At 50.2% G+C, this 19,902-nt stretch carries 18 protein-coding genes; 10 read left to right on the top strand and 8 right to left on the bottom strand.

What is annotated here, in order from left to right; translation table 11 throughout:
* Nucleotides 1-13 precede the first annotated feature (13 nt).
* From T433_RS0103870 to T433_RS0103855, 4 genes are all read left to right on the top strand, one after another.
* Nucleotides 14-1,246, top strand: a complete 1,233-nt coding sequence (locus tag T433_RS0103870) for a dihydrolipoyl dehydrogenase family protein (protein ID WP_027454922.1) — start codon at nucleotides 14-16, stop codon at nucleotides 1,244-1,246.
* A gap of 104 nt (nucleotides 1,247-1,350) precedes the next feature.
* Nucleotides 1,351-1,491, top strand: a complete 141-nt coding sequence (locus tag T433_RS16390; protein WP_155808333.1) for a hypothetical protein — start codon at nucleotides 1,351-1,353, stop codon at nucleotides 1,489-1,491.
* On the top strand, nucleotides 1,478-2,206 hold the full coding sequence (locus T433_RS14550; protein WP_052356975.1) for a DUF3822 family protein: 729 nt from the start codon (nucleotides 1,478-1,480) through the stop codon (nucleotides 2,204-2,206). Before T433_RS16390 ends, T433_RS14550 begins: the two co-directional genes overlap by 14 nt.
* Nucleotides 2,187-2,729 carry an RsmD family RNA methyltransferase gene (locus T433_RS0103855; protein WP_027454921.1) on the top strand — a complete coding sequence of 181 codons (543 nt, stop codon included), beginning with the start codon at nucleotides 2,187-2,189 and terminating at the stop codon, nucleotides 2,727-2,729. Before T433_RS14550 ends, T433_RS0103855 begins: the two co-directional genes overlap by 20 nt.
* On the opposite strand, the gene cls is transcribed toward T433_RS0103855, so the two are convergent.
* The 3 genes from cls to T433_RS0103840 form a co-directional block, all read right to left on the bottom strand.
* Nucleotides 2,710-4,131, bottom strand: a complete 1,422-nt coding sequence (cls, locus tag T433_RS0103850; protein WP_027454920.1) for a cardiolipin synthase — start codon at nucleotides 4,129-4,131, stop codon at nucleotides 2,710-2,712. The genes T433_RS0103855 and cls overlap by 20 nt on opposite strands.
* 22 nt (nucleotides 4,132-4,153) lie before the next feature.
* A complete protein-coding gene (dnaG, locus tag T433_RS0103845) occupies nucleotides 4,154-6,097 on the bottom strand; it encodes a DNA primase (protein ID WP_027454919.1) in 1,944 nt (647 codons plus the stop codon).
* Nucleotides 6,098-6,296: 199 nt separating this feature from the next.
* Nucleotides 6,297-7,991 carry a GDSL-type esterase/lipase family protein gene (locus tag T433_RS0103840; protein ID WP_027454918.1) on the bottom strand — a complete coding sequence of 565 codons (1,695 nt, stop codon included), beginning with the start codon at nucleotides 7,989-7,991 and terminating at the stop codon, nucleotides 6,297-6,299.
* Between the two features lie 127 nt (nucleotides 7,992-8,118).
* Between T433_RS0103840 and T433_RS0103835 the strand changes: the two genes are divergently transcribed.
* Both T433_RS0103835 and T433_RS0103830 read left to right on the top strand, forming a co-directional pair.
* Nucleotides 8,119-9,423 carry an amidohydrolase family protein gene (locus T433_RS0103835; protein WP_027454917.1) on the top strand — a complete coding sequence of 435 codons (1,305 nt, stop codon included), beginning with the start codon at nucleotides 8,119-8,121 and terminating at the stop codon, nucleotides 9,421-9,423.
* A 64-nt stretch (nucleotides 9,424-9,487) separates the two neighbouring features.
* The gene (locus T433_RS0103830) at nucleotides 9,488-9,781 is read left to right on the top strand and encodes a TRL domain-containing protein (protein ID WP_027454916.1); all 294 of its coding nucleotides are present in this window, start codon (nucleotides 9,488-9,490) and stop codon (nucleotides 9,779-9,781) included.
* Between the two features lie 145 nt (nucleotides 9,782-9,926).
* Here the strand turns inward: T433_RS0103830 and T433_RS0103825 are convergent, their stop codons facing one another.
* The 4 genes from T433_RS0103825 to T433_RS0103810 form a co-directional block, all read right to left on the bottom strand.
* The gene (locus T433_RS0103825) at nucleotides 9,927-11,654 is read right to left on the bottom strand and encodes an acyl-CoA dehydrogenase family protein (protein WP_027449597.1); all 1,728 of its coding nucleotides are present in this window, start codon (nucleotides 11,652-11,654) and stop codon (nucleotides 9,927-9,929) included.
* A gap of 3 nt (nucleotides 11,655-11,657) precedes the next feature.
* Complete coding sequence (locus T433_RS0103820) at nucleotides 11,658-12,680, bottom strand: electron transfer flavoprotein subunit alpha/FixB family protein (RefSeq protein ID WP_027454915.1); 1,023 nt, start codon at nucleotides 12,678-12,680, stop codon at nucleotides 11,658-11,660.
* A 7-nt stretch (nucleotides 12,681-12,687) separates the two neighbouring features.
* Nucleotides 12,688-13,560: an electron transfer flavoprotein subunit beta/FixA family protein gene (locus T433_RS0103815; protein WP_027449595.1), complete on the bottom strand. Its 873-nt coding sequence runs from the start codon at nucleotides 13,558-13,560 to the stop codon at nucleotides 12,688-12,690.
* A gap of 199 nt (nucleotides 13,561-13,759) precedes the next feature.
* Nucleotides 13,760-14,659 (bottom strand): diaminopimelate dehydrogenase, encoded by a 900-nt coding sequence (locus T433_RS0103810; protein ID WP_027449594.1) that lies wholly within the window; start codon nucleotides 14,657-14,659, stop codon nucleotides 13,760-13,762.
* A gap of 280 nt (nucleotides 14,660-14,939) precedes the next feature.
* Here T433_RS0103810 and T433_RS0103805 point away from each other — a divergent pair, with 280 nt between their 5' ends.
* Both T433_RS0103805 and ruvA read left to right on the top strand, forming a co-directional pair.
* On the top strand, nucleotides 14,940-16,298 hold the full coding sequence (locus T433_RS0103805) for a hypothetical protein (protein WP_155808331.1): 1,359 nt from the start codon (nucleotides 14,940-14,942) through the stop codon (nucleotides 16,296-16,298).
* A gap of 94 nt (nucleotides 16,299-16,392) precedes the next feature.
* Nucleotides 16,393-16,995 carry a Holliday junction branch migration protein RuvA gene (gene ruvA / locus T433_RS0103800; protein WP_027454913.1) on the top strand — a complete coding sequence of 201 codons (603 nt, stop codon included), beginning with the start codon at nucleotides 16,393-16,395 and terminating at the stop codon, nucleotides 16,993-16,995.
* Nucleotides 16,996-17,012: 17 nt separating this feature from the next.
* On the opposite strand, the gene trxA is transcribed toward ruvA, so the two are convergent.
* Nucleotides 17,013-17,336, bottom strand: coding sequence for a thioredoxin (gene trxA / locus T433_RS14545; RefSeq protein WP_052342061.1), 324 nt, complete (start codon nucleotides 17,334-17,336; stop codon nucleotides 17,013-17,015).
* A 132-nt stretch (nucleotides 17,337-17,468) separates the two neighbouring features.
* Between trxA and T433_RS0103785 the strand changes: the two genes are divergently transcribed.
* Both T433_RS0103785 and T433_RS0103775 read left to right on the top strand, forming a co-directional pair.
* Nucleotides 17,469-18,395 (top strand): LysR family transcriptional regulator, encoded by a 927-nt coding sequence (locus tag T433_RS0103785; protein WP_027454912.1) that lies wholly within the window; start codon nucleotides 17,469-17,471, stop codon nucleotides 18,393-18,395.
* A 361-nt stretch (nucleotides 18,396-18,756) separates the two neighbouring features.
* Nucleotides 18,757-19,881 carry a transposase gene (locus T433_RS0103775; protein WP_027454911.1) on the top strand — a complete coding sequence of 375 codons (1,125 nt, stop codon included), beginning with the start codon at nucleotides 18,757-18,759 and terminating at the stop codon, nucleotides 19,879-19,881.
* The last annotated feature ends 21 nt before the right edge of the window (nucleotides 19,882-19,902 follow it).

Raw genomic sequence — 19,902 nt, 5'->3', positions numbered from 1 at the left:
TTTTGCAATTCCCATGAACGAATCAGATCTTATCATCATCGGTGCAGGTCCGGGTGGCTACCGTGCCGCAGAATATGCTGCCAAGCAAGGACTGAAGGTCGTAATCTTTGAAGATGCAGAGGTTGGAGGCACCTGTCTTAATGTGGGCTGTATCCCCACGAAGGTTTACGTGCATAGCACAACCTTTGACGAGGCTCGCGAGCGCATGCCACAGGTGGTGTCGCAGTTGCAGAGTGGGGTAGAAGCCATCCTCTCGCATCCCAATATCACCCAGGTACGTGAGAGAGGTACCTTCGTAGATGATCATACCGTCAACGACTATACGGCTAAGAATATCATTATCGCCACCGGATCAGAAACGAAGTGGCTTCCTCTTAATGGTCTTGACGATCCGCGCGTGGTTGATTCTACGGGTCTTCTCTGTCTTGATCAATGTCCCAAACGTCTTGCTATTATCGGTGCTGGTGTCATTGGCATGGAGTTCGCTTCGGTGTTCAATCGTTTTGGCACCGAGGTCACGGTGATAGAGTTTCTAAAGGAATGTCTGCCTGCACTTGATAGCGACATAGCCAAGCGCCTGCGTAAGACCTTAGAGAAACAAGGTGTCACGTTCAAGATGAAGACAGCCGTAGAACATATCTCCGACATCGATGCTGACGTTGTACTGATGGCCACTGGCCGTAAACCGCGTACGTCTGGCCTCAATCTTGAAGCTGCAGGCATCACCCTCGCCCCTAATGGCGCCATCCCCGTAGATGCCCAAACGTTTAAAGTACAACATTCAATGTCCAATGTCTTCGCCATCGGCGATGTGAACGGGCGCCAGATGTTGGCCCACGCAGCCGAGATGCAGGCTGTGCATGTGGTGAACCAAATCATAGGTCGTGCAGATGGCATCCGCTTCGACATCATGCCGGCAGCTATCTTCACCACGCCCGAAGCTGCATGCGTAGGACCTACAGAAGATCAGCTCAAAGAACAGGGCTTGGCTTATGAATGTCGCAAGGCTTTCCATCGTGCCAACGGCAAGGCGCTCACCATGAACGAGCCTGATGGTATGCTAAAGCTATTCTGCGAGCCCAATGCCGGTCGCATCCTGGGTTGTCATGCCTTTGGCGCCCATAGCTCCGACCTCATCCAGGAGGTGAGCGTGCTGATGTGCCGCGACACCACCGTCAAGCAGTTGCGCGACATGGTTCATGTGCATCCTTCGCTCAGCGAAATACTTCTTTCTGCAGCAGAGTGACTTTTCTGTAATACTGGATTCTGGCCATTATTTATTTAATTTTGGCCAGAATTCTTTTAATATTGGGCTTTATTTTGTACCTTTGCACGAAAATAGGAAGCAGAATGTTTAAACAAGACAAGCTTATCAACCTTCTTTTGGCACTCATGGTCATCGCCTTGTTGGGCATGTGTGTGATGAGCGTCGTAAACGAACAACAGTCTGTGGACAAAAGACAACATCTGACGGAACATGGCAGAGAATAGAAACAACAAGCAGGTCATTACCATGCGCATTGGGCGCGATACCCTTTCGTTTTCAAAACATCTTGAAGATGAAACTGTTATCAACGAACCCTTCATCGTGAAGAGCGGTGTATCTATGGCTGCCAATCTGCGTGAAGCCTTCAAATCGTCGGAACTGTTGGCTGAGGCCCAGGGCAAGGTGCGTGTACTGATAGACACTGATGTGCTGATGGTGCCCATCGAACTGTTTGAAGAGGCTACCAAGGAGGCCATGTTCTATCAGGCGTTCCCTTCCAGAAATCAAGAACTTGTTTATTTCAATGTGCTGCCCGACCTGAATGCTGTGGCGGTGTTCTCGATGAATCGCGACCTGCGTCTGGTCATTGACGACCATTTCAGTGATGTGACGCTGATGGTTGCCATGATGCCCGTATGGCGACAGTTGCACCAGCGCAGCTATACCGGTCCGCGCCATAAGCTGTATGGCTATTTCCACGAGAAGAAGTTGGATGTGTTCAGTTTTCAGCAGAACCGGTTTAAATACTGCAATGTGTTTGATGCTTCGCATCTGAACGACTCGCTCTATTTCCTGTTGTATGTGTGGAAACAGTTGCAGTTGGCGTCTGAGACCGACGAGCTTCATCTCTGTGGCCATGTGCCCGAGGCCGACAAGATGGTTGCCGAACTGAAGAAGTACGTAAAGAATGTATATTTAGATGAGGATAATAACAGGTAAATATAAAGGACGTCATTTCGAGATTCCACGCACGTTTAAGGCTCGTCCTACGACAGACTTTGCCAAGGAGAATATCTTCAACGTGCTGATCCAGTATGTTGACTTCGATGAGGCCGTGGCTTTAGACCTTTTCTCTGGCACGGGCAGCATCACTTTGGAGTTGATCTCACGCGGTTGCAGTCAGGTGGTCAGCGTCGAAATGGATCGTGACCATCATCGTTTCATTACGGATTGCCTGAAAAAGTTGGACACAGATGTTTGTATTCCTTTGCGCGGCGATGTGTTCCGCTTCCTGAAGTCCTGTCATCAGCAGTTCGATTTCATCTTTGCCGATCCTCCCTATGCCCTCAAGGAACTGGCTTCCATACCTGACCTGGTCTTCGAGAAAGACATCTTGAAGCCCGATGGTATCTTTGTTTTAGAGCACGGCAAAGACAACGACTTCTCATCGCATCCTAATTTTGTAGAGCATCGCAGCTATGGAAGTGTGAACTTCTCGCTGTTTAAAGCACCGGAGAAATAAGTCTGCCGATAGACTCTCCTAAACGTGCCAGGAAATTGGGACGCATACGTTTAGGAAGTGTACGCAGTTCGGTGGTGAGTTTCTCGTCTTCCAGAAACACTTGTTTCATGCGGTGAGCCACCTCTTGGTTATAGACGAACATGTTTGCCTCGAAGTTGTTTTCCAGACTGCGGAAGTCAACATTTGTTGATCCGCAGGTGGCGATGCGGTCATCGCAAACCATGAACTTAGAGTGCAGAAATCCCTTCTCATAGAGTAATACTTTGACGCCGGCATCTACCATGTCTTTCAGGAAAGAACGGCTTCCCCATTCCACCAGTCGTCCGTCGCTATGTCTGGGTGTCATCAACCTGACGTCCACGCCAGCTGCTGCTGCCGTCTTCAGTGCAAAGAGGATGGCATCGGGTGGCAGGAAATAAGGCGTCTCGATATACAGATACTTTCGGGCAGACGAGATGATGTGCATATAGCCCTGCATGATTTCGGGATAGGCCGCCAGTGGCTCGCTGGTCACCGTTTGTACGATGCAGTCTGCCGCCAGTTCTTTGTTGACCTCAGGATAGTAGCGGCGGTCGGTCAGCACCGTGCGGTCCACGAAATACCAGTCGATGAGGAAGGTGCGCTGCAAAGAATAGACACCGTTGCCTTCTATGCGCAACATGGTGTCGCGCCAAGGCCGATGTTTACGTCCTTTCACGTAGCGCAGGGCGATGTTCATGCCACCGATATAGCCCACCTTGCCATCGACGACAAATATCTTGCGGTGGTTGCGGTAGTTCACCTTGTTGGCAAACGAGGGTATGCGCACAGGCATGAATGGTTCTACCTCGATACCTTCCATTCGGAGCCGTTCGTAGAAGCAAGTCTTCACGCTCCAGCAACCCACATCGTCATACAGTATCCTTACTTTCACCCCCTGTCGGGCCTTGTCTATCAGTGCATCGGTGAGCAGACGGCCTAAAGCGTCGTCTTCAAAGATATATACGTCGATGTGGATATGGTCTTTGGCTGTGGCAATGTCGCGCAGTAAAGACAGGAAGAAGGCATAACCGTCGGTTAAGATGTCTATCTTGTTGTGGTTGAAGGGCAATGAAAAACTTTGGTTCACGAAGAGATTGATGAGTGGCGTCTCAGATTCAGGCAACTGCAGGCGCTCTTGCTCAACAAACTCTATCATGGTGCGCTTGGTGAGCTGGTCCATGGTGTGTCGGCTGGCCATCCGTTCCTTGCGGGTGTTGACGCCAAAGATGATGTAGGCTAGCAGTCCTACCAGTGGGATGAAATATATCACCAGTGCCCAAGCCATCGTTTTAGATGGCTGACGGTTGTCCATCAGCACGTGGAGTATCGTGATGATGATAATGGCTTGGTATAAAAGGATGATAATACTCGAGATTGACATAGGCTGCTAGTGTTTCAGTCGGTTATTTCAAAATCAAGTCGCTGCCTAGGTTCTTGGCCAGTGCGTCGCGCAGCTCCTTTATTTTCATGTGCTCCTTGAGCAGTTCCATGGTGCGCTCCATGTTGCCGTTCACCTGTTTCAGTTGCTGATTGATCTCCTTCAACTTGTTCTCTATGATGTTCATGCGGTAGTCCATGATGAGGTGCAACACGCGCTGCCGCAAGTTCTGCTCATCGTCCTCTTTAGAGAAACGTCCGCCCAGTTGATGGCGGTCTATGGCCAGTTGAGTGGACAACTTACTGATTTCTATGTCGGGATGACTGCAGAAGTAGATCTGCGATTTGAAGTCAGGATTCTCGCATTGTGTCACTGCTTCCTCCAAGATACGGTTGTGAAGCGGACTCACAAAGGTGATGCCGTCCTGACTGAGGTCGTAGTGGATATATTGTGCTACGGTGAGCGATATGGTCTGTCCGTCTTCTGTTGCCACATCCTTATATATGATGTCGCTGCCGTGTCGTACAATCTCTCTTACCAGCATCAGTTCCACCTGTGTGGATTGTTCTGCAGCGGTATGAAGGGTGAGGGGCTGTATGTCTTCGTCGGCATTGCTTGCGGCTTTCTGCTCCTCACGTTCTTGCTCTTTCTGTTTCTCCTCGACGTTCTTGCTGATGCATTTGTTCATCTCGGCAATGAGCGTCTCTTCCTTGATGTTGAGGCGGTGAGACAAGTTGCTGGTGTACTCATTGCGCAGAATGCTGTCGGGAATCACCGAGATGCTTTTAAGTATGCCGACGATGGCTTCCGAACGCTTGATGGGATCCGTCACATTCTCGACGGTCAGTCGGCTCTTGAAGGTGATGAAGTCGGTCTGGTTCTCGTTGATGTATCGCTTCAGTTCTTCGGTAGAGTGCTTGCGGGCAAACGAGTCGGGGTCGTCGCCATCGGGCAGTAGCAGCACGCGTATGTTCATGCCTTGAGCCAACAGCATGTCGGTACCACGCATGGCAGCATGGATACCTGCCTCGTCACCATCGTAGAGCAACGTGATGTTGTTGGTGAAGCGGTGCAGCATGTGTATCTGGTGGGTAGATAGCGCCGTGCCACTGTTGGCCACCACGTTCTCTATACCAGCTTGATGCATGGCGATGACGTCGGTATAACCTTCCACCATATATACCATGTCTTCCTTCACGATGGCGCGCTTGGCTTGGTAGAGACCATAGAGCTCGCGCTCCTTGTGGTAGATGTCGGAGTCGGGCGAGTTGACATATTTCTGCGCCACGCCCTTGGTGCGTGAGTCCAGCACACGTCCGCCGAAGGCCACCACCTTGCCGCTGATGTTGAACCAGGGGAAGATGGCGCGTCCGCTATAGCGATCGTAGGCGCCGCGTTCGTTCTCTATGCACAAGCCGGTTTTGACGAGAAACTCCTGTTTGTAGCCTTTCTCCTTGGATGCCAGCAAAAGGGCATCGCGCTTCTGGGGCGAGTAGCCCAACTGAAATTTCTCTATGATGTCATCGCGGATGCCACGGCTGCGGAAGTACTGTTTGCCGATGGCCAGTCCATCGGGATCGTTCAGAAGAATATTGTGGAAATAGTCCTTGGCCCATTCGTTGACAATGAACATTGACTCGCGGTCGTTCTGCTCTTGGCGTTCTTCGTCGGTGAGCTCTTTTTCAACGATTTCAATGTTGTACTTTTTGGCCAACCAGCGCAGGGCTTCGGGGTAGGTGATCTGCTCGTGCTCCATCAGGAAGTTGGCAGGGGTGCCGCCCTTGCCACACACGAAACAGTGACAGATGTTCTTCGTTGGTGACACCATGAACGAAGGGTTACGGTCATCATGGAAAGGACAAAGTCCCTTATAGTTCACACCGCTTTTCTTCAGCGTTACGAACTCTCCAACCACATCAACGATTTTTGCTGCGTCAACAATCTTCTCGACGGTCGCTCTGTCTATCATGCTGCAAAGATAATAATAAGTGGGAAAAAAACCAAAAGTATTTTTAGTTTTTTCCCCACTCGGTATGAAGCGATTTGTTTGGTGCTGCCAAACCTATAGTTTCCCGTAACTAAACCTATAGTTTGCCGTAACTAAAGTGCCACTTTGCCGTAACCAAACCTAAGGTTTTCCGTAACCCAACTAAGGGTTTTCCGTAACCTTACTTTTTCTTTAAGTATTTTGCCAGTTCCGAACCATTGGCGCGAAGTCCCTTGGCCATCGACTGGGCGTTCATCTGTGCACCCAGTTTTGAGGCATGCGTGTGGTCTTTCTTGAAGTATTTGGCACCGGCCTTCTCTTTGATCTGTGCTATTTTAGCTTGCGCTTTTGCCTTGTCGGCAGGCAACTTCTTCACACTGAACTTCTTGTCGAGAAAGTCGGCCGAGATATTGTGCATATCCACAAACTCTACGCCGGTTTCAGCCACCACCTCGCGATACCATTTACCATAGGAGTCGTCGCGACGCTCCACCTTTCCACCGGGCCACTCGTTGCGTGGCGTCAGCGACACCAGAATGGGTGTGGCACCCTTCTCGCGTACGTCGTCAATCATCTTTTTCAGATACCAGCCAAACGAGTAAACCACCTCGTAGGTGTCGTTGTCCAGATGATAGACGTGCAGGGTGTCTTTGGTGCCGGGAATCACGCCACGAGCTTTGGCGTCGGTGATGGGACAGATGTCGTTGTGGCCAAACTGGATAGTCACGAAGTCGCCAGGCTGCAGCGAGTTGTAAACTTTATCCCACAGTCCCTCGCGAATGAACGAACGTGTAGAGCGTCCGGCACGTGCCGCGTTGACCAGCGTAATCTTAGATTCGTCAAAAACAGTGGCGGCCTGTGTAGCCCATCCCCACATGCCGTCTTCCTCCTTGTCGGCATTCTTCACGGTAGAGTCGCCCGTGAAGAAGACAGCTGGCTTTCCGCTGCTGCGATCCACGCGATAGACCTCGGGCTCTACGTTTTTCATCATGGCCTGCAGGGGCTTCAACTGTGGGTTCTGGCTCTGCCATAGGCCCTCTGCTGCTGAGCGGGCATTCATCTCTGCGCCAAACTTCGAGGTGTGTATCTTATCGCCCAGGAAGTGGTACTGCTCTTTCCAGTGACTATAGCTGTCTAGCTTCTGTCCGCTGATCTCGTTCAGATCGACGTATGGTACCCCTTCTACGGCAGCCATGTAGGCTGCCCACATAGAGTGGGGCTTGCGTACAATCTTGCCTTTATCATCGTAGGCATCGCGAGGCGTCAGCGACATCAGAATGGGATTGGCACCCTTGGCTCTGATTTCCGAGATGTAGCGATGCAGGTAAGCACCGTACGAATAGACGGTATCTGTTTTCTGCGTGCGCTGGTTGAAGCCGATGTACAGTGTGTCGGGGTCAACGCCGGGAATCACGGCGCGTGCACGCTTCTTGTCGAAGAACTCGCCATTGTCGTTGTGGCCGATAGACACGATGACCCAGTCGCCTGGTTTCAGTGCCTCGCGAACGGCGGGCCACAGGTCGGTATAGAACGTACGTGTGGACATGCCGCCCAGTGCCTGGTTCTCTACCGTAATCTTGGTCTCGTCAAAATATTTGTTGGCATAGTAGCCCCAGCCCCACTGACCGTTAGAGCCATCGCCCTTGGTGCCATTGCGCATCGTGGAATTACCGATGAGATACAGCACGGGGTTATTGCCTTTGCGACTGCTGCCGGGCGCGGGGCGCGACATCAGAGCCTTGGCGATAGAGTCGGGGGTGTTGTCCACCACCTTGTTGACATCTTCAATAGGGTCGGGTAGGTTGTCGAAGCCTTGCGCCGAGGCCGAAAGACCCAGCAGCAGGGCTGTCATCGTAGAAAATAGTTTCGTTGTCATTGTAGCTTGTAATAATATGATTGTATAGGCTGCAAAGGTACTAATTTTTTTCGACTAACCATGTCATTAATCAGTTTTTTTCGTATCTTTGCAACCGAGAACTAATAATACATAATGTCTTTTCACAATGAAAAAAGTATATAAGGCACACATCCTTTTTACAAAGGAAAAAGACCGTTTCGAAGTCTATGAAAATGGTTATATAGCAGTGGAAGATGGTTACGTGCTGGGCGTGGCAAGCCACTTGAAGGACCTGAACTGTCCCGATGCCGAGGTCATCGATTTTGGCGACAAGCTGCTCATCCCTGCCATGAACGATATGCATGTCCATGCACCTCAGGTGCACAATCAGGCTGTGGCCATGGACTTGGAGTTACTGCCATGGTTGCAGAATTACACCTTCCCCGAGGAAGCCAAGTATGCCGATGTGAAGTATGCCGAGCGTATGTATCGCCGCTTCCTCCACACACAATGGCTCTTTGGCACCATGCGCAGCGTGGTCTTCGGCACCATTCATACCGAGAGCACCCGCTGTCTGATGCAGCTCTATCAGGAGGCAGGCATGGGCGCCATGGTGGGTAAGGTAGCCATGAATCGTAATTGTCCCGACAATCTCTCTGAGGATGTCGATGCCTATATCGAGGGCATGGAACAGCTGATTAAGGACTTTTCTCCCCTCGCCTCTGGGAGAGAGGCCGGGGGTGAGGTGCCATCTCTTGTCCGTCCCATCATCACGCCCCGATTTGTGCCTTCGTGCACGCCCGAGTTACTTCGCGCCTGTGGCCAACTGGCGCAGCAGTACCAGTTGCCGGTGCAGTCGCACCTGTCAGAGAATACCTCCGAGATTGCCTGGGTGCAGGAACTGGAGCCTGAAAGCGAAAGCTATGGCGATGCCTACAACCGCTATGGACTCTTCGGACAGACGCCCACCATCATGGCCCACTGCGTGTGGACGCATGGAAAGGAACTGGAACTGATGAAGCGTAATGGCGTGATGGTGGCTCATTGTCCTACGTCCAACTTCAACTTGTCGTCGGGTTTGGCGCCTATCCGTTCGTTGCTCGACGAAGGTCTGCGCATCGGCCTTGGCAGTGACATCAGCGGTGGTCACGACCTCAACATGTTCCGCATGTTGGTCTATGCCATCCAGGTCAGCAAGATGCATTATCAGCAAGACCACAGCAAGGCATTCCTCACATTGCCCGAAGTGTTCTGGATTGCCACCAAGTCGGCAGGTTCCTTCTTCGGTAAGGTGGGTAGTTTCGAGCCCGGCTATGAATTCGATGCTCTAGTCATCGACGATGCCGTGCTCTATCCTTCCGAGTATTCTTTACTACATCGTCTTGAGCGTTTCATCTACGTAGGCGATGATCGCCAGATTATTCACCGCTTCTGTCGTGGTCAAGAGGTAGCCGAGCCAAAGGTGCTGTAAACAGCATGATACTTTTGTAGATATATCAATCAACATAGTTTTAACATCAAACCTAATTGAGACAATGAAGAAAAATGTACTTAAAATGGCAGTAGCTGCTCTGTTTGCTACTACTCTTACAAGTTGTGTTACTATTAATTCAGGCGCAAGTATCTCTAACGATACCATCGGTTCCAAAGTAGGCGAAGCAAAGTCGAGCATCATTCTTGGTCTTTGGTCGTCTAAGGGTGAGCAGAATGATATCAAAAAAGCCGCACAGAACGGTGGCATTACCAAGATCCATCAGGTGGAATATGTGGACAAGAGCATCCTTTTAGGCCTTGTTATCAATCATACCACCAAGGTTTACGGAGAATAAGACCAATCAGTCTAAAATAAAGGCGTCATCATCCGAATGGAAGATGACGCCTTTATTGTTATAAAAAGAGGAGCATGCTCGAAATAGAACATGCTCCTTTTTGATATGGAATGCTTATCCGCGGGATGCGGATAGGTTATTGCTTTTACTCAGCCTCTTTCTCTGCAGCGCGGAAGCTCTCAAGGTCTTCTACGCGGAAGTTCTTGATGTAGGCAGCCTTACCGCAAACGTTCTCCTCGGTCATGCGAACATAGACGTTGGCACTCTTCTTGAAGAGCTCGGGAGCCTTGCTGGCATCGCGGATAATGAGCAGACTCATTACCAACTCAGCAGTCATATCGTAGAGACGACGAGCCAGGAAGTCGTGTGCATCCTGATTGTCGAGAGCCTTCACGTTGGCCAAAGCCTCCTCGTAAACGGGGATGAGCTTCTCAACACGAGCCTTCAGACCAGCTACGCAGTCGCAGCACTCGATGCTTGCAGCCATCTCCTTGATGTTCTGGAGCATGGTGCCGTTGGTGATGTAACGGATAGCAGCTACAACCTGCAACTGAGTGGTACCCTCGTAGATAGAGAAGATACGTGCGTCGCGGAACAGACGCTGGCTCTTGTACTCCATGATGAAACCTGAACCACCGTGGATGCTGATAGCATCGTAAGCGTTCTGGTTGGCATATTCAGAGTTCATACCCTTAGCCAGAGGTGTGAAGGCATCAGCCAAGCGCTGGTACTTCTTCAACTCCTGCTTCTCCTCGGGAGTGAGCTTGCGGTCGCGCTCGATATCCTCGAGGCACTTGTAGATATCTACATATGCGGCTGTCTCGTACAGCAGTGAACGACCAGCATCGAGCTTAGCCTTCATGCGAGAGAGCATATCGTAAACAGCGGGGAAGTTGATGATAGCCTCACCAAACTGCTGACGCTCTTTAGCGTAAGCCAGACCCTCGTTGTAAGCCTCCTGTTCAACGCCTACACTCTGAGCAGCGATACCCAGACGGGCACCGTTCATCAGAGCCATCACATACTTGATCAGACCCAGACGAGTGCTACCGCAGAGCTCTGCCTTCGCGTTCTTATAGGTCAGCTCACAGGTGGGTGAACCATGGATACCCAGCTTGTGCTCGATGTGACGAACGTCAACACCGCCCTGGCGCTTGTCGTAGATGAACATAGACAGACCACGTCCGTCCTTGGTGCCCTCCTCAGAACGAGCCAGCACGAGGTGGATGTCGCTATCACCATTGGTGATGAAGCGCTTCACACCATTCAGGCGCCAGCAGTTCTCCTTCTCGTCGAAGGTGGCCTTCAGCATCACGCGCTGCAGGTCAGAACCAGCATCAGGTTCGGTCAAGTCCATAGACATACCCTCACCAGCGCAAACGCGGGGGATATACTTCTGACGCTGCTCCTCGCTACCAAACTCATAGAGGGTATCGATACAGCTCTGCAAGCTCCAGATGTTCTGGAAACCGGCATCGGCAGAGGAAATCATCTCAGACAGCATAGAGAACACAGTGTTAGGCAGGTTCAGACCGCCGTAACGACGAGGCATAGAAACACCCCACAGACCAGCCTTACGGGTGGCGTCGATGTTCTCGTAAGTCTTAGAGGCGTAGATCATACGGCCGTTCTCGAGGTGTGGACCTTCGAGGTCAACGCTCTCAGAGTTTGGTTCGATGATATTGGCAGCCACGTCGCCTGTGATGTCGAGAATCTGCTTGTAGTTCTCGATGGCATCAGCCAAGTCAACGGGAGCGTAATCGTACTTCTTGGCATCTTCAAAGTTGCGTTCCTTGAGCTCAACGATGCGCTTCATCAGAGGATGGTTCAGATAGAACCCAATCTCTGGGTGATCACTATAATAGTTTGCCATGATTTATTTCGAATTTTGCTTGTAATACTTAATGAGTTTGGGAACTACCTCCTCGACAGTGCCGTTGATGACATAGTCGGCGATGCGGTTGATAGGAGCATCGGGATCAGAGTTAACGCTGATGATGATACCAGAGTCCTGCATACCAGCGATGTGCTGAATCTGTCCAGAGATACCACAGGCGATGTACACCTTGGGGTGAACGGTAACACCAGTCTGACCAATCTGACGGTCGTGGTCGAGCCAGCCAGCATCTACAGCAGCACGGCTACCACCTACCTCACCATGGAGCACCTTAGCGAGCTCGAACAGCATGTCGAAGTTCTCCTTAGAGCCTACGCCGTAACCACCAGCTACTACGATAGGAGCACCCTTCAGGTTGTGCTTGGCAGCCTCTACGTGGTGGTCGAGCACCTTCACTACGAAAGCCTCGGGGCTTACGTACTTGCTTACCTCAGGGTAAACAACCTCGTTCTTAGCCTTACCATCATAGATAGCCTTCTGCATCACGCCAGAGCGTACAGTAGCCATCTGAGGACGGTGGTCGGGGTTCACGATGGTAGCCACGATGTTACCACCGAAGGCAGGACGAATCTGATAGAGCAGATTCTCATATACCTTGTTATTCTTCTTATCCTCGAAAGGACCAATCTCCAGCTCTGTGCAGTCGGCAGTCAGACCAGAGGTCAGTGATGACGATACACGTGGACCGAGGTCACGACCGATGACGGTAGCACCCATCAGACAGATCTGTGGCTGCTCCTCCTTGAAGAGGTTCACCAAAATATCAGTGTGGGGAGCTGAGGTGTAGGGGAACAGGTCCTTGGCGTCGAAAACAAACAGCTTGTCAACACCGTAAGGCAGAATCTGATCCTCCACCTTACCCTTTATGTCGGTACCGGCAACAATGGCGTGGAGCTCTACGTTCAGTTCATTGGCGAGCTTACGACCCTTGGTCAGCAGCTCCTGAGATACTTCCTGTACCTGAGTACCTTCAATTTCGCAATATACAAATACGTTGTTCATATCTCAATTAACCAATAATCTTTTCGTCCAACAATTCTTTGATCATACCCTCGATATCAGCATCAGAAGCCGTCAAAGTCTTCGACTCCTTAGCCTGGAACACGATGTTCTTGATGGCCTTCACCTTGGTGGGCGAACCACTCAGACCGCACTGGGCTACATCGCCATCCACATCGGCTACGCTCCACTGGTTCAGTGTCAGGTAGGGACGCTCCTCGTAAAGGTTGTCGTAGGCAGTACCCTCGGCAGGACGCTCCATAGGACAGGTAGCGCGCTTGTACTTCATCACCAGCTTAGCGTTCTGAGGACGACAGGGAGCTGCACTTCCGTTCACGGTGATCACTACTGGCAGCGGAGCCTCTACAGTCTCTACACCACCGTCGATCACGCGCTTGATAGTAGCTTTGCCATCTTTCACTGAGAGCACCTCCTCAGCATAAGTCACCTGGTTGAGGCCCAGCTTCTGAGCCACCTGAGGACCTACCTGAGCAGTATCACCATCGATAGCCTGACGACCACCGATAACGATATCTACATCGCCTATCTTCTTGATGGCAGTAGCCAGTGCATATGATGTAGCAAGGGTGTCGGCTCCGGCAAACAGACGGTCGGTCAGCAACCAACCCGTGTCAGCGCCACGATAAAGACCCTGACGGATAATTTCGCCTGCACGTGGAGGACCCATGGTGAGGATTCCAACTGTTGAGCCTGGGTTCTGCTCCTTCAGGCGAAGGGCCTGCTCCAAGGCATTTAAATCTTCTGGATTGAAGATGGCGGGCAAGGCGGCACGGTTTACGGTTCCTTCTGCGGTCATTGCATCCTTACCCACGTTTCGGGTGTCTGGCACTTGTTTGGCCAGTACAACAATCTTTAAAGCCATAATATATTAATGTATATAAAACTATTTGTTCAAAATTTTGCGGGTGCAAAGATACGTTATTTCTATCATTTAACAAAGTAAAAAGTATAAAAATTGCACAAACGTTCCTTTATCGTGCACATTTTAGGGGTTTTGTGCAAAAAAAAGAGAGATGTATTACTACACCTCTCTCTTGTATAAATATTAAAAACGCTTTCCCTTATACCAGATGTGCAATCAGGTCTTCGCGGTCGCCTGGCAGCATGTCGATGACAGGAATTTCAATCATCGTGTAGCATCCTGGCTCCTGTTTCATAGAAGCGCGAGCCACGTTGACCAACACCTGACCAGTCAGGGCAGGGTTGTTGATGCTCATGTTGAACTCCAGGCGCTGGTTCTGAGTCTTGCCGCTCACGCCCTTGCGCACCAAGTTCACGCCGTGACCCATGTCGCGAACGTCGTCAACGCTCTCAACCTGGAACACGTGAGTCTCGTCGCTGGCAAAGTAGGGGTCAGCCTTGATAGCAGCTGTCACCTCGTCCAGGCTTGCACCATCTTCCAGCTCAACATATACCATGCGGCGGTGGATGCCCTCACCCAAGGGGATGGTCATTGAAAGGGCATTCTTAACGCCAGCCTTTGAGCGCACGCATACGCTGTGTCCCATAGACATACCAGGACCAAAGTTAGTGTAGCTCAGACCTTTAGGAGCCAAGCTCTGCATCAGTGTGCGAACGATAGAGTCTGAACCTGGGTCCCATCCGGCAGCGATGACGCTCACGGTGCCCGTCTTTTTGTTCAGTTCCATCAGGTTGCGACGATAGTCGCGAATCATGGTGTGTATGTCAAATGAGTCCACTGTGTTGATGCCCAGTGGCAGAATTTGTTTGGCATATTCCTCGCACGAACGGGTAGGTGTGGCCAGGATGGCTACATCAACGTCCTTCAGTTCTTTGATGTCCTTAACGACTTCATACTGTGCCAGTTCGGCTGGCTTATCTTGTGCACCATTTCTGCGCACGATACCTGCTACTTCGAAATCGGGGGCTGCTTCGAGTGCCTCCAAGGCGTAGCGACCAATGTTGCCGTAACCAACTACGGCTGCTCTGATTTTTTTCATTGTTCTTTTGTGTTGTGAGTATAAAACTGGGTGCAAAAGTACTACTTTTTTCTTGAATAGCGCGACTTGTGGATAAAAAAAATATTAAAATTCTTTTGGACGCACGTCTTGAAAAGCACGCTCAGTCGCTGTTTATTACAATAATAATGTATACTTATAAAAAAATAATGTCGAAAAAAGTTTCGTATTCAAAGTAAAAGTAGTAACTTTGCACCCGTTAATTTCGTAAACCAAACCTAGTGATTATTAATTACTTCGATTGTATATAGTTTTTTTTAAGATGAAAAATTTTTTTATAGCATGTGCAGCAATCCTTTCATTTACGGCTTGCTCAAATGAGAAGGACCTTTTTGATCCGGCTAACATCGAACAAAAACAAAAGATGTCGTATGCAGACCAGTTCGAAACTAAGTATGGAGAAATCAGCCAAGACAAAACATGGGATTTGACCGATTTTTCTGCATCACAGACTCGTGCTGCCTCTACAGGCACCCATGCCACGCTGGTTGACGGTCTGAGCTTTTACCTGGACTACAGAGTAGTGAGCAACCGCTTGCAAACAACCATGAATGCCCGTTCTAAGAACAAGTCGCTCTATGACGCTATCAAGACCTTCCTTCCCGACGGTCAGCAGCACACCGGTGTTCCCGTTGTGTTGACAGCTCCCAGCAACTCGTTCACTATCTATCCTGTCAGCGTTCAGGGTGCTTGGACTCACGACCTCTATGTGAAGGTTGGCGATGCCGCACCTGTTAAGGTCTATTCTAAGAACTGGACCGACTATTCACATGGCTTTGTCAATGGCGAAGGCTTGAAGGGCGTCTATACGCTCGTTGGCTTCTATCTGACCCAATATACAGACATGCCAGGTTTGCGCATCGAGGCTCCCGTTGGTACACCCATCGAGATCTATCTGGCCAATGTGAAAGATGGCAAAAACTCTAAGCCAACGGTTGGTACCTTCAACGGTCAGGCCATCTACGTAGAAACCACTGCAAAGCCTGAAGGCGTAGAGATGCACGACAATGCTATTGTCAAGTATATCGGTATTGAGGACAACAACGGCAATGGCTCGGACCACGACTACAACGATGTGGTTCTGGCCATCGTGGGCAATCCTGAAGTTCCCGAGGAAATCAAGGTGACCGACGATCAGTACGATGTCACTTCTAGCATCACTAAGCGTTATATGATTGAAGACCTGGGTAGCATTGGCGACTTCGACTTCAACGATATCGTTGTCGATGTGACCGAGACTGTCAAGTCAACCTATAAGAGAACACTGACCAACGGTGTGGTAACTTCCAACGAGCTGGTTGGCACCGAGAAAAAACAAAAGGCCGTTCTTCGTCACCTGGGTGGCGTGCTGCCTTTCCAGCTGACCATCGGTTCTACCGAACTGCCTGAGCGTAAGGGCGTTCTCGATGTAGATTTAGAAGAAGAGTACGAGGTTGAAGGCTGGGATCCCTATACCAACAACATCTCTGTCAAGGTTAGACAGCAAGACAACGTCTCTGTCTTTGTCATTCCATTCCCCAAGGCTGGTGAGGCTCCTATGATTATCGCCACATCAGACACCTGGAATTGGATGCCCGAGAAGCAGAGCGTGCCCAGAGATTGGTTCTACACCGACTTCTAAAGAATAAATTCACGCACTTTTGCGTGCAGAAACACAATAAACGGGCCTTGGTGCCCGTTTATTTTTTGTAGATTATTAATTAGTATTTCAGTATATGATTGAATATATCAAGGGAGAGTTGACCGACCTGACGCCAGCCTTGGCCACCGTCGAGGCAGCAGGCGTAGGCTACGGCATGAATATTTCGCTCAATACATTTAGTGCCATCCAGGGAAAAAAAGAGGTAAAGCTCTATGTCTATGAAGCCATTCGCGAAGATGCCTATGTGCTTTACGGCTTTGCCACCAAGAAAGAGCGCGAGATGTTCCAGCTCCTCATCACCGTCAGTGGCGTTGGTGCCAACACGGCACGCATGATGCTCTCAGGCATGAGCGTTAGCGAGTTGTGTGCAGCCATCTCTACGGGCAATGCTAAGCTCATTCAGAGCATCAAGGGCATTGGCAAGATGACAGCCCAGCGCATTATCGTTGATTTGCGCGATAAGATTGTGGCTCTGGGTATCACCAGCGAGATTCCCGCTGGCGGACAGATTGCCGCTCCCGTCAATAATGAAGTTCGCGACGAGGCAGTCTCTGCGCTCACCATGCTTGGCTTCGCACCTGCTCCCACTCAGAAGGTTGTGGTACAGATATTACAAGAACAACCCGCTCTACCAGTAGAGCAGGTTGTCAAATTAGCATTAAAACAGATAAAGTAATGCTAGCTATATAATCATTATCCCATTATCTCTTCGGCAAGCTTTGTCAGGTTCTGATAAGGCATGCCGCCTACGTGGCGATTGATGTTGCCATCCTTGTCAATGAAGAACAGGGTGGGTATCGACATGATTTTGGCAGCAAGGGCAATGCCTTGGTTCTTGTCCACATCTATCTTCAGTACCTTGAGTCGTCCTTCGTTCTCCTTGGCCAGTCGCTGCAACAGTGGTGCCATAGCCTGACAGGGTCCGCACCATGTGGCGTAGAAGTCAATCACTACCGGCGTATTATCTTCAAAATCGTATCCTCTCAGATACTGCTTGTAGTCTTTAATATTCTCCATAATTCTCAATCTTTTGGTTCTTTAATAATCTTTGTTCTGTGTTTCAGGTGCAAAATTACATAGAATTTGATAGACGTATGAATTATTTTATCTATCTTTGCATCGAAATTATCTATTAAAGCACCAATCATCATGACGCTTCAACAACTCCGCTATGTCGTAGCAATCGACCGCTATCGCAGTTTTGCCAAAGCTGCCGAGGCCTGTGCCATTTCCCAACCTACGCTGAGTGCGATGCTTGTGAAACTCGAAGAAGAACTGGATGTGCGCATCTTCGACCGTAGCAACAAGAGTGTCGTTCCCACCATTGTAGGCGAGAAGATTATCCGTCAGGCCGAGCGAGCCATTGCCGAAGCCGAGCGCGTGGCCGAACTGGTAGAAGAGGACAAGGGAGCCATTGCCGGCAGTCTCAACCTGAGTGTTGGTCCCACCATTGCACCGTATGTCTTGCCCCAGTTCATACGCCACTACATGGAAGACTATCCGCAGGTGAAGCTCAGCATCAAGGAGATGAAAGCCGAGCCCATGATGGCCGAACTGATGTTGGGCCATCTCGATGCCGGCATCGCCATTTGTGGCAATGCTCGTGCAGGCATTCTCGAGGTGCCCCTCTACACCGAGCGCTTCATGGTCTATCTCTCAGAAAACTGCTGGCGCAAGCTTCCCGTCTTCAAACCCGAGAACCTTGAGCACGAGAAGATGTGGATTATGAAAGAAGCCCAGTGCTTGCGCGATAGCGCTTTCAGCTTTTGCAAGGCGCGCACCAAGGGCAACCGCATCTACGAGGCAGGCAGCATCGAGACGCTCATCCGTATTGTCGACGAGAATGGAGGTTTCACCATCATCCCCGAGATGCATCTGCCTTTCCTTTCCGAGCGTCAGCGCGAGAATGTCCGTCGCATCGAGGGCGACTACCTCTCCCAGCGCCGTGTGTCGCTCTACATCCGCGAAGACTATATCCGTCAGTCCATGCTCAACACCATCACCAACACCCTTCTCCGCTTCATGCCCAAGGGAATGATGGAAGAACACATCGTTAAATATGGCATCAAGTTGTAATTTGTAGTCCTAAGATATATCATACAACTTTAATACATATAAAACTAACGGTTTAACAAAAGAACAAGAAAGAACGATGAAAACAAAATTTTAATGTTTTATCTTTGCCGGCAGAACTGAAAATAAAATGAACAGACGTTTTGCAGGCATGGTGATATGGCTAAAGCACAAAAGGAACTCCGTGAAAAAGAAGAAGCCTATCAGCGCCAATGGGATGTGCTTAAAGAAAAGGAGCCTGACTCGCAATAAATTCGTTGACGCAGGAACTATTAAAAGAAACTTTCCCCGCTCGTTGCTGAAATGAGCGGGATTTTTTGTACCTTTGCGCTTCAAAACATCAAGGAGGTAAAAAGATTACTATATGAAAGAAGACCAGTGGCAATGGCAGGAGCCAGGCACGGCATGGAAAGGCGTTTGTACTTATCATGTAACGTTGACGGTTCCGTCACGCCAGCCGTTGTTGGGCACATTGGTGATACCTCAGAACGACCCTTCGCAGGCACGGGTGGAGCGCACAGCATTGGGCAATGCCGTTATTGATGAGCTATATGTGATGTGCAAGCACTATCCCGCCATCCGCATTTACCAGTTTTGCCTAATGCCAGACCACCTGCATGCCATCATTCGGGTGACAAAGGTCATGGATACAAGCATACGCAGCGTAATTCGCGGATACTGGCAAGGGGTGAAAAAACTGGGCCGCGCATACACTTTGGCAGTTTCCACAGAAGCCAGCACTTCGGCATTTCCCAGCGAGTTAAGCACTTCGGCAGTTTCTCCCGAATCAAGCACTTTGGCATTTCCCAGCGAGTTAAGCACTTCGGCAGTTCCCCCCGAATTTAATTCGGGTACAACCCCCCAAAGAAAAACCACAGCGGAAGAAAGCGGCTGGGCTTTTCCTATTTTCACAGAGCGGCCATTTATTCGTCCTTTATCACGCTGCGGTCAGCTGCATACGATGATGCACTACGTGCGGATGAACCCTCAGCGCTTAGCCACGAAGCGCCTGATGCCAGGCTTCTTCAGAGTGCAAAAAGGCATCGTGATTGGTGACCGCAGCTTTGACTGTGTGGGTAACGTAGCCTTGCTGCATGTTGAGTCTTATGATGTGGTACATGTGCGCAGCGCATGGGTGAAGGCAGCGGAGCATGGCGACACTCAGACCCTTCGTGACTATATGAATAGCCGCGTGCTAAAGGCTCGCAAAGGAGTGCTGATGGTGTCGCCCTTCATCTCGCCACAGGAAAAGCAGGTGATGCAAGTGCTGATAAGCGAGCTGCACCCTTTCATCTTGCTTGCCGACAATGGCTTCCGTGATTATTACAAGCCATCCGATGCCCTCTTCGATGCTTGTGCAGCTGGTAGGGTGCTGATTCTATGTCCTTGGCCTTATGACGCCAGTAAACGTCACATCAGTCGCGCCGACTGCGTGAACCTGAATAATATGGCCGAGGAGCTTTGCATAGCAATGAACGACATCCATTAGTAGAAACTTCCCCCGCTTTTT

Source organism: Xylanibacter brevis ATCC 19188, assembly GCF_000621725.1.
GTDB classification, from domain to species: domain Bacteria; phylum Bacteroidota; class Bacteroidia; order Bacteroidales; family Bacteroidaceae; genus Prevotella; species Prevotella brevis.
Note: the sequence above shows the minus strand (reverse complement) of the source record. Positions and strands in the feature narration are given on the sequence as shown.